Raw genomic sequence first — 10,276 nt, 5'->3', positions numbered from 1 at the left:
ACCGCCCTACGCGCCGACTTCACCGCCCTCACCCCTTGACCTCCATAGGAGCATCGGGATGGCAGGAAGGTCAGTCTGCAAGCGTGCGTCATTACCGCAGTGGTGTTCCTCGCTTTTCCCACGCCCGGTTCATCAGTGCCTCAATAGCCTTGTCGGCCCGCGCATCGTCGACACGAATGACCCTGCGGTACGCCTCGCCCAGTTCGCTGCTGAAGCTGTCGACCCAGGCCGCGCATTCCACGGACAAGATAAAGATCATGGCGGCGAGTGCATGAGTGCGGCCTGTGTACCTCGCCTCGTCTTCCGCTGCATTCTCTTGGAGCTCGACGAGTGCGTTACGGGCGACATCCCAATTCGACCGCGTCGAACCATGCGCGAACTCGCCGAGCGCGCGGTTCAACAGGTTTAGGCGCTTCCAGCCGGCAGCTTCTATCCAGTTGCGAGGAGTGGACTTTGGGTTCGCTTCAATCTTCGCAGCACGATCCGGCCTAACCCGCCAAGTTCGTGCTCGTGCGACCTGCTCGATGACACACCGCAGGCAGCCCATGGCGCGGTCGTCGTCTTCGAGCCATAGCCACTGGGCTGATCGCAGGCCAGATGCGGAGACGGCGAGCGCGTCTGCCGCCAGGCGTCTACCGGAGTCAGGACGTAGCCACAGCGCGAGCATGGCTGCCATCTCGCCCGCCAGCACGGCCTCGGTCGCAAGGCTTTGGATGCCCATTTCATCGAACCGGTCACCAAGCATTTTCCGCTCCACCTTCAGAGCGTGCTCGGCAAGTATCAGAGCCCGAAACCGCTGGGCACCGAAGCTTAGGACCGGCCACAGCTCCGAAGGTTCATCGTGACGTTGACCGGCGCGCAGCGCGGACACTACGCGTCGGTATCCGCTGGCGGTCGCACCGAGCACGCCCTCGACAGCCCGGAATTGATCCGGCACCAGAGGGAACAAGAAGGGTCGAAGGTCAGATACCCAGCCCCGGGCTGGCGAGACGAGCCGAACCATGTTGATCGTCTGGGCACGATAGCCCCGGCCTCTTGCTTCGGCGACAGTCGCGAGGCACCTACGGATGTGGCTCAGGCTAACCACCAGCGAGTCGCTGATGGTGTCGAGGAGCCGCACATGCTCACTTGAAGGGGCGTCGGTGACGTCGGCTACATCAAGCCACACGAGCGGCATCAGCGGGCCGCGCCCATGCAACAGCTCGCTGATATCCCCGAATAGATCACCCACCGGAGTTGCCACCCCATCTGGCCAAACCACCGGCGCGCTCCATAGCCGGTTAAACCAAGCGACGGTCGACTCGCCCGGCTCCTGGCGGATGAAGCTGTTGAATTCAAGGTTCGACGACCAGCGCTCCAGTTGGGTCCGGGCGATGATGCTCGCACCGACCGGCTGCAAGCTCATCATCAGACGGACCGCTGCCGCGGTGCTGTCCAGCCCCCAAGCCAGATGGTCTTCCCAGGTCGAACCCGAGTGCATGGGTGCGCGCCCAGGGTGCGCACCCAATTGCTCAGCCGCGAGCCCTAGCGGCAGGTAGCTCGCAAGCAACGGTAGGCCACTGCACTGCATAGTGTGACTGACAGTCTCGATTCGTTCCATGCGCTGGTTGTGTCGCGAGATCAGGGCCTCAGCGACGCCGTCGTAACCATGGTCATGCAGCGCGGCCTCGAAGCCTGCGACGGTTGGCGGAACGCGACGTCCGCGCCGCTCCGCCTTGCCGCCAACCTTCTGTGATGCCCGTTGGGCGGCGCGGCGAGCGGCTCGCGGACGCACCCGCTGCTGACCCCGTCCGTGGCTAACCATGCCGGTACACCCCACCGTTCTGGTCGGCATCTCGCTGCCGTACCGCCTCACGACCATAGATAACGGTGGGTGTCTCGCCAAGCCAGTATCGCCACATCGTGCCGGTCGACCAGTCGGGGACAGTAGTCCGCATCTAGTCCGCAAGAGGTCGGCGGGTGACGGGGTAGTGGTGAGAGATGTCGAGAGGCGTTTCCGCTGGTAGAAGCACGGTCGAGCAGGTTGTCGAGCGGCCGATCTTGATTTCATAATCCTCGGTCGCGGGTTCGAGTCCCGCCCGCCCCAACACCAGCACAAACACAGAGCGACGCAGCGCCAGCGCCGAAGATGAACGCCAAGGGCCGGGTGGTCATGTGAGCCGGCTGGTCGACCGAGTGGAGGGCGATGGCCGCCGCCAGGGGGTGACCGACGACCACCTGGTGCCCGAGCAGGCGCCCGTGGCACACGCTGCGGGCTGCACTGTGGACGGTGAGTGGTTCGGGCTGGACGGGCAGCCACCGATGGCGCAGTCGCGTGATTGGGGCGACCTGTCCTGGCGCCACCGCCGCCGGTAGAGACATGGTCGCGTCCGTCGCCTAGGCGCGGGCCGGCGGGCGCGACCACCCCGTGGCTCTCTAGCCCTGCTGCTGCTTTCTCTCGACCAGAGCCGACACCCACCGCTGCGGCGCGTACACCGCGACCGTCCGCGCATAGGGCCGGTTCTCGCTGTCGTAGACGGTGAGGTGGCCATTCTCGATTCCCACGTCCCGGCCGGTCGGGTGGTGGTCCTCACCGCTGGTGTGCGTCACGCGGACGCCCGTCGTGTCATCTGCCATGCCTGCGATGGTAGGCGCGCAGTCCGACACTTCTCGCCCTACCTTCACGCACAGCGCTTGCGCCCCGGCCTCAGCGATAGGCGATCATCGGCGCTGGTGGCCGCCGATACTGGACGGGCGCACGCCACTCCCAGTGGCCCGGCGTCCACTCGTTCCCATCGGCCTGCGGCCGGTCGCAGGGGCAGCGCCACGCGTCCACGTCGTCAACCTCGGCCGGCGGCCAGAACCGGAACAGCACGTACTCCGCGACCGGCTCCATGCGGTCCTTCGGCCACTGCTCGATGGCAAACCGGTAGGGACGCCCCGCGTGGAGCAGCAGGTCCAGCCCGATCGGCGATGACGAGTTGCCCCGTACTGCGAAGCCGCGCACGCGGTAATCGCGAGGCACAGTGACCGTGCCGAACAGCGTGTCGGGCAGACCACTGTTGCGCGGGTTCGTCTCCAGCTTGGGGGCGATGTCGGGCACCGGGCCGGGGCCAAGCCGGTCATGGTCCCGGTCACGCTCGATCGCCGCCACGGCGGCCGCCTCCCGGGCCGAGTCCTGCGCCGCCTTCGCCGACACCTCGGCGGCGTCGGCTGACCGCCGCGCCTCGTCACGGGAGCCACGCGACACCACCCACGAGAGCGCTGCCACGACCACGCCGCCCAGGGCGATGACCACAGTGATGACATCGAGCCAGGTCACCTTATCCACGGTCGCGGACTCTACCTTCGGGGTGGGACGGCTTTGCGGGTCGCGGCGGCGCAAACTCGCTGAGATGGCCGCGCCCGCACATCGGGCGCGTGCTGCTCGGCAACCTCTGAACGGCGGAAGGGGCGACACCCCGACGGTGGTGCGCGCAACACCGCGAATGTGCAATCCTGCTGGCAGGGAATGCGTGACGTACGGAAAGGGGGAGAAATGGGCGATGTGCGCTTTACGGAAGGAATTCTCAATCTCGCCCAGGCCGGACGTCATCTTCGAGTGCCAAGGCAGACGTTCCACCGATGGGCGCGCGGCTACCCGCGTGGCGGGCCACTGCTGCACGTGGTTGACGGCCGCCCGGATGTGCTGCCCGTAACGTTCATCGCGCTGGCCGAGGCGCACGTGCTGGAGGCACTGCGGACCGCCGGTGTGCGCCCGCAGAAGATCCGGCCGGCGCTGACGGAACTCCAGCGGGAGTTCGGCCGCGAGTACGTCCTGGTGGCGCCCGAGCTGGCCACCGACGGCATCGACGTGCTGTGGGACTTCAGCAAGAGTCGCGCCGGAGAGGGACTGATCGTCGGCGGCACCAACCAGCACGTGATCAAGGAGATCGTCGCCGATCACATGGAGTACATCGCGTTCGACAGCGCCGGTATCCCGAAGAAGCTGACGCTGGCCAACTGGCGGCCGTCCAAGGTGATCGTGGATATGCGGCGGTCCTTCGGGCAGCCGATCTTCGATGCGACAGGGACCCGGGTGGCGGACGTCGCCGGCATGATGAAGGCGGGTGAGAGCGCTGAAACAGTCGCGGACGAGTTCGGGATCGACATCCACGACGCCCGAGCCGCCGCACGCATCCTCTTGGGCCGCGCCGCCTGAGTTCTACATCGACGAGAACATGCACGGCCGGTCGCTTCGCCGGTGCATCGTCGACCTCGGCTACAAGGTGCACAGCCCCGCCTCCGTCTTCACGCGGGAGCGACTGGAGGACGGCCTGGCCGACGAGGACTGGCTGCCGGTGATCGGCGAGAGGGGCTGGGTCGTGTTCGGCCGCGACCAGTACATCCTCAAGCGGGAGCTGGAGTTGCGAGCCTTCCTCAAGGCGAAGGTGCACATGTTCCTGTTCCCCGGCGACGCAGCCCGTGACCAGATCATCGAGCTGGTGCGGTTGAACCTGTCCCAAATCTGTTCGCTGGCCTCGGCCCGCCGCCCGAACGTCTACTGGCTGAGGCGCGACAGCGTGATCAGCTACGAGGAGCGTTTGGCCGAGATCCACCGCCACCGCCCGTAGGGGCCCTGCCCGGGCGTGGTCGTACCGGGTTCCCTGCCGTCCGAGTCGTGCCCGCAGCTCGGCGGCGTGATCTTCGGCCACCTGCATGTCTGGGCCGGCCGCCTCCAGTAGCTCCACTGTCGGCCCGCTGACGCCGTGCGGGTCGGCCATCGCGACCCCGCACTGGATGCCGAGCAGTTGCGGTCCACTGGCGGGCCATAAGTCCGTGCCACGAAAGGCCGGTCGAGGCCACGTGAGACCGCACCGAGCCCGGGAAGGCCGCACGCAGGTCCGATCTTGTCCACTTCCCACGCTAAGGGTCGAGCCGTGCCCGTTGCGTGCCCGTTGGGGTGGGCGACGGCGGTCAACGGCGGTCAGCTCCTGGACATGGCAACCAGCGTGGCCGTCCAGGTCAAGACAGCTCATTGCCGAGCGGCTTCCGGCCGTGTCCACACTTCCTAAACCGCGTGGCATTCACGGCGGCGCGTGACAACCGCCATGGAGACTCGTCGAGTAGGGCGCTCCACCTTGTTCCCGTGCGGAGAGGCTGGAAGGCCTGCAACTGCCCCGACGAGGAGATGACTCCGCTCTAGAACGGCGGTTCCCACATAACGACTTCGTTTTCATTGGCTGCGGTTAGCCTCTTCCAAGTGGGAGCGAAATACTGATTGCTTAGTTGGATTACCTTGTCAACGTCGGTAACCACTTCGCTGATATCCAGCCCGCGGTCAGCCTTTCGGATGGCATTGTTCGTCAGGTTGGTGGACCCCGTGAATGCAACCATCCCGTCGACTACCACCAGCTTTTGGTGCGGGGCATCCCAGGAGCCGGCGCCAGGCTGCACGACCTGCACGGTCAGTTGAGGAGCCTCATCTGGATAGCCGGTCAGTTCCACTCTGGCGTGTTCTTCAACATTTGACACCACGCCCAGAACAGGAACTCTCACAGAGGCCATCTTGAAGGCACCGATCATGAGGTGGCTCATGCCCCAGGTGCTGAAGTAGACAAAGTGTCGTGCGCGTGCCAGCACCTCGAACATCAGCCGCATGAGAGGCCAGGGATCCTCCCATGAATGCTGCGGACTCGTTGCCTGGCGAATAAGAGACGCCATAGCCCGCGCGTGCTCCAATGCGTCAGGCCCTAGTTCGACAGTGAACTTCTCCTCAGTCAGGTAGTGGTGAGGAGTGTTGTTGTACTTCGGAGCCAACTCACCTGAGACAAACTTCGAAACACAGATTGGGCAATGCTGAACACTGCTCCAAGGGTCATCAGGGTCTTCTTGAACCCACTTGAATTCCCGGAAAAGGCCACGGCAGAGCGGGCAAATGTAACGTGGAGGCTTGAAGTCGAGGATGGAGGTGATGTCAAATCCGGCCAACGGTGCCTCCCCGTCAATGATTAGGTGAAGCATACCGAGGAGCCTCGCTCGGCGTCCAAGGTGGACCTGCGTGACCGCGACGCCGACAAGGCAGTCCGCATCTGGTCCGCAAGAGGTCGGCGGATGGTGGGGGGAGTGATGCGAGGTGTCGAAAGGTGTTTTCGCTCCTAAGGGACGTCTCGTAACCCGGCGTCCGTCCGCTAAGGACGATCATCGAGGATGTCTGGGTGCAGGTGATCTCCTCGACCCGCCCGGAGTGGATTTTTCCGTTCACCGGTTTGCAGCCCGCCCAGTTCCGTCGGCTGGTCCGCGTGGTCGCCGAGCGTGGCGGGGACGCGATCGCTGACGGCCGGCCGGGCCGGCAGTGGGCTCTTGACCTGCCCGATCGGGTGCTGCTCGTGGCCGCATACTGGCGCACCAACCTGACGATGCGGCAGATCGGCCCGCTGTTCGGGGTGTCGCACTCCGCCGCGCACCGGGTCATCGACACTCTCGGACCCCTGCTGGCCCTGGCGCCGGTCCGCCGGCGCCCGGTCGACCAGATCGCCATCGTCGACGGCACGCTGATCCCGACCCGGGACCACCGGCTGGCCGCGCCGAGCAAGAACTACCGCTACTCGACGAACCTGCAGGTCGCCATCGACGCCAGCACCCGTCTGGTCATCGCCGTCGGTGACCCGCAGCCGGGCAACCGCAACGACACGATCGTCTACCGCACCTCGGATATCGACCAGAAGTTGGCCGGACGGCCGGTCATGGCCGACGGCGGCTACCGCGGCAACCCAGAGGTGATCATTCCCTACCGCAAGCCCTCCGACGGCGGTGCGCTGCCGACCTGGAAGGAAGACTTGAATGCCGAGCACCGCACCGTCCGAGCGCAGGTCGAACACGCCTTGGCCAGGATGAAGTGCTGGAAGATCCTGCGTGACTACCGCCGCGCCGCCAACACATTGGCCGATGCCGCTTCCGGCATCGCCCACCTGCACAACATCGCCCTGGCTCAGTGAGCACCGAGCCGGTCACCGGCAACGCCTTCATCGAGTTACGAGACGTCCCTTAGGGCCCCGTGTGCCCCGGCCGCCGGCGTTGGCGACTTGATCTCGTAATGCGTAGGTCATCCGTGCGTCTACGTGCCGGCAGCAAGCGTCCAGGGGACGACCCGACGCGTAGATGCGTTGATCGCCCAACGCAGGCAGAATGGCGGACGTGACGAACCCTGACCCCGACGCGGAGTGGTGGACGACTTCGGATGTCGCCGCCTACCTCGGGGTGCGGGTCGGCACGGTAGCGACGTACCGGAAGCGGGGGCAGATGCCTGCGCCCGATCTGACCCTCGGACGGACGCACGTGTGGCGGCCGGCGCACATTGTCAGCTGGCATGAGGCGCGCCCGAGGCCCGGCGTCGGCGGCAGGCTGCGGGCAGAGGTCCAACCGCCGTCGGGCGATGACGCTGAGCGCTAGGCGCTCTGGCTAGCCTTGACTGCCCGCAGCTCGTCCGCGAAGTCTCGTGTCTCAGGCGCGTCCGGGTACTGCTTCGCGAGCACTGCCGACAGGTCCGCGGCCACCATGGCGAGCGATGGCAACGATCGCCGATTGCCGCTAAGCGCCTGGCGGCCGAGGTCGACGGCGCGATCCAAGTCGCCCGCTCGTGCAGCCACGACGCCAAGGGTGATCTGCGCTTCCGCCACCCTCATAGGCTTGCGCACGATGCCGCTGCTGTCCATGGATGAGCGGATCACCTCATCCGCGTAGACCTCGGCAAGCCCGTTCTCGCCGACGATTCGGTAGCAGTCCATCGCGTAGAAGTCGAACTTGGCGGGGTCGACAACGAAGTGGTGATCCAGGTTCTCCGGGTACGGCAGACCTTCAAGGATGCGGCGGCCCTGGTCTAGAGCAAGCTCAACTTGACGCCGGTCCCCCATCCGAGCCCACGCCTTGGCCCGCTGGGCCGCCAGTTGGACGGCCACACTGTGGCGCGGCGCGGCTGCCTCGCCTGCTTCGGCGGCGGCAACTACGCCACGAAAATCGCCTGCCGTAAGCGCATACCACGCGCGCATCTCCTGCGCCCAACCGATGACGTTCACGTCCCCGGACTCTTCTCCGAGCTGCAACGCTGCCTTGCGGGTCGCCTCGGCTTCGCTGCGTCGACCCATGTCGTACTCGACACAACCCACCAGGAGCGCGACCGTTCCCGCCAGGGTGAGCAGCTCCCTGTGCTGAGCGAGCGTCAGGCGAGCGTCGAGAAGTGCCGTCATGCGCCGCAGCCACGCGTGTCCCTCGACGCGCAAGTCCGCCGAGTCGGCGTAGGGATACTCACTGCACAGTCTGTCGGCGGTGATCCGCAGCCCTTTTAGGGTCGCTTGCGATACATCCGACGCGCGCATTCGTGTCACGATTTCGAGGGTGTCGAGACCGGTGCCGGCGATCAGAGCCTTGTCGATGTCATCGCGGCCACGTCGGGGGAAGAACGCAGCGGTGACGGTGCCGAACGTAGCCGCGATGAGGGCCTTGTAGAAGTCGTCCGGCTCGGCGTCGCCCGCCTCCCAGCGCTTCCAGTTGCGGAGCAGGCTGCCGCTCGACGGCAGCTCAGACGAGGCGTGCGCCCTGAGGGCTTCGACCGCCTCAGCCTGCGACCACCCTCGGGCGGCCCGTTCGTTCCGGATGCGGCGAGCCCACAGAGGCCGGCCCTCGCCCGCGCTGCTCGTGTCTCCCATGAGCCCAAGTATGGCCCGGCTACAGGGGTGACAGGGAAGGGGACAGTGGCCTGACCCCGCAGTGACACCTGTCGTTGGCCGAGCGGCTGAGCGATCGTCATATCTACAAATTCCGTTGCCCGAAGATCACTGGTCCGGTGGGGCTGGCGATCAACGGCGCGGTGTCGTAACGTCCGCAGTACTAACTCGGTTAGTACTTGGACCGCCGAGGGGAGTCGAAGCATGGCCGGAAGGATGTTCGGTGAGCGCCCGGTGGGCGCGGTGACGCTGGTGGAGACGCCGGTGTCGCGGTCGTACGCGCAGAAGGCTCGGGTGGCGTTCCTCGTCGTGGCGGCGTCCGTCGCCCTGGTGGTGGGTGCCACCGCGTCGGTGGCGCTGCCGCTGGTACTCGCGGTGGTGGTCGGGCTGTTGTCCGGCGCGGTGTGCGGCCTGGTGGTCGCGTGCGTGGTCCGGGTGTGGCCGGCGCTGCGGGTGCTGTGGTGGTGGGCGTTCGAGATCCTCGCTGCGGTCACCGTGTTCGTGGGCATGGCGTATCTGTCTCGGGCGACGCATCCGGCGGTGCCGCTGGTGCTCCTGGCCCTGGTGCTGGGCGTGGTCTTCGGCGTCGGTCGGGTCCGTCGGCGGGTGTCGGCGTGGGTGTGGTGCGTGGTGGTGCGGCACCGGCTGCGGTTGTGCTTTGCGGAGTTCATCCGGTCCGCGTCGCGGCTGCACCCGGGTCGGTTGCCGTTGATCCTGTGGGCGCGGCCGACGCCGGCCGGTGAGCGGGTGTGGGTGTGGCTGCGGCCGGGCCTGGACCTGACGGACCTGGACGGTAAGGCGGACAAGCTCGCGGTGGCCTGCTGGGCGGGTGAGGCGCGGATGGTCCGCGCGTCGGCCCGGCATGCCGCCCTGGTGCGGGTCGACATCACCCGTCGTGACCCACTGACCGGCCTGGTGGCCTCGCCGCTGTCGGCGCTGGTGACGTGGATGCGCGACGAGGACGCCCCGGTGTCGCCGGCCATGCCCCCGCTTGGCCTGGACCTGCTGGACGTGCCGGAGCCGGGCCCGGAGCAGCGGAACTCGCGCCGCTGAATTTCCAAGACTCACACGCCCTGACCGGGGTGTGTGCGGTGACCGCCAGCAGGGCGGTTCACCTTCAACAATCTCGAAGGAGATCGCAATGGCAAACGACACGACGATCACGGTGGTCGGCAACCTGACCGCCGACCCGGAGCTGCGGTTCACCCCGGCCGGGGTGGCGCTGGTGAAGTTCACCGTGGCGTCCACGCCCCGGGTGTTCGACCGCAACTCGGGTGAGTACCGCGACGGTGACCCGCTGTTCCTGACCTGCACCGCGTGGCGGGACCTGGCCGAGCACATCGCCGAGTCCCTGGCCAAGGGCACCCGCGTGGTGGTGGCCGGGCGGCTGCGGCTGTCGCGGTGGGAGAACGAGGAGGGCGAGAAGCGTTCCGCGTACGGCCTGGACGTCGACGAGGTCGGCCCGTCGCTGCGGTTCGCCACCGCGTCGGTGAAGAAGATGGCCCGCACCCGCACCGGGGACGGGTTCACTCCGGAGACGCCGGCGGACGACCCGTGGTCGACCGCCGCGCCGGCGGCCTGAGCGGAGCATCGGC

At 66.8% G+C, this 10,276-nt stretch carries 10 protein-coding genes; 5 read left to right on the top strand and 5 right to left on the bottom strand.

The features are described 5' to 3' along the window. Positions 1-91: 91 nt before the first annotated feature. The 3 genes from V6U89_RS11910 to V6U89_RS11900 form a co-directional block, all read right to left on the bottom strand. Positions 92-1,600 carry a hypothetical protein gene (locus V6U89_RS11910; protein ID WP_334570952.1) on the bottom strand — a complete coding sequence of 503 codons (1,509 nt, stop codon included), beginning with the start codon at positions 1,598-1,600 and terminating at the stop codon, positions 92-94. An 815-nt stretch (positions 1,601-2,415) separates the two neighbouring features. Beyond that, complete coding sequence (locus V6U89_RS11905) at positions 2,416-2,616, bottom strand: hypothetical protein (RefSeq protein ID WP_334570951.1); 201 nt, start codon at positions 2,614-2,616, stop codon at positions 2,416-2,418. 70 nt (positions 2,617-2,686) lie between these two features. Continuing rightward, entirely contained in the window at positions 2,687-3,310 is a 624-nt protein-coding gene (locus V6U89_RS11900; protein ID WP_334570950.1) for a hypothetical protein, read from the bottom strand. A gap of 207 nt (positions 3,311-3,517) precedes the next feature. Between V6U89_RS11900 and V6U89_RS11895 the strand changes: the two genes are divergently transcribed. Both V6U89_RS11895 and V6U89_RS11890 read left to right on the top strand, forming a co-directional pair. Further along, on the top strand, positions 3,518-4,180 hold the full coding sequence (locus V6U89_RS11895) for a DUF433 domain-containing protein (protein WP_334570949.1): 663 nt from the start codon (positions 3,518-3,520) through the stop codon (positions 4,178-4,180). A 19-nt stretch (positions 4,181-4,199) separates the two neighbouring features. Next, on the top strand, positions 4,200-4,592 hold the full coding sequence (locus V6U89_RS11890) for a hypothetical protein (protein WP_334570948.1): 393 nt from the start codon (positions 4,200-4,202) through the stop codon (positions 4,590-4,592). A gap of 568 nt (positions 4,593-5,160) precedes the next feature. Here V6U89_RS11890 and V6U89_RS11885 read toward each other — a convergent pair. Further along, positions 5,161-5,610, bottom strand: a complete 450-nt coding sequence (locus V6U89_RS11885; protein ID WP_334570947.1) for a hypothetical protein — start codon at positions 5,608-5,610, stop codon at positions 5,161-5,163. 566 nt (positions 5,611-6,176) lie between these two features. Between V6U89_RS11885 and V6U89_RS11880 the strand changes: the two genes are divergently transcribed. After that, positions 6,177-6,956 carry a transposase family protein gene (locus V6U89_RS11880; protein ID WP_334570946.1) on the top strand — a complete coding sequence of 260 codons (780 nt, stop codon included), beginning with the start codon at positions 6,177-6,179 and terminating at the stop codon, positions 6,954-6,956. A gap of 450 nt (positions 6,957-7,406) precedes the next feature. Here the strand turns inward: V6U89_RS11880 and V6U89_RS11875 are convergent, their stop codons facing one another. Then, positions 7,407-8,663, bottom strand: a complete 1,257-nt coding sequence (locus tag V6U89_RS11875; RefSeq protein ID WP_334570945.1) for a helix-turn-helix domain-containing protein — start codon at positions 8,661-8,663, stop codon at positions 7,407-7,409. A 222-nt stretch (positions 8,664-8,885) separates the two neighbouring features. Here V6U89_RS11875 and V6U89_RS11870 point away from each other — a divergent pair, with 222 nt between their 5' ends. Both V6U89_RS11870 and V6U89_RS11865 read left to right on the top strand, forming a co-directional pair. Further along, positions 8,886-9,734 (top strand): hypothetical protein, encoded by an 849-nt coding sequence (locus tag V6U89_RS11870; protein WP_334570944.1) that lies wholly within the window; start codon positions 8,886-8,888, stop codon positions 9,732-9,734. Positions 9,735-9,804: 70 nt separating this feature from the next. Further along, a complete protein-coding gene (locus V6U89_RS11865; RefSeq protein WP_334570960.1) occupies positions 9,805-10,263 on the top strand; it encodes a single-stranded DNA-binding protein in 459 nt (152 codons plus the stop codon). Positions 10,264-10,276: the final 13 nt, after the last annotated feature.

Origin of the sequence: Micromonospora sp. CPCC 206171, from assembly GCF_036906755.1 — a bacterium.
GTDB classification, from domain to species: domain Bacteria; phylum Actinomycetota; class Actinomycetes; order Mycobacteriales; family Micromonosporaceae; genus Micromonospora; species Micromonospora purpureochromogenes.
The sequence above is the reverse complement of the archived record's forward strand: the minus strand, read 5'-3'. Positions and strand labels throughout refer to the sequence as shown.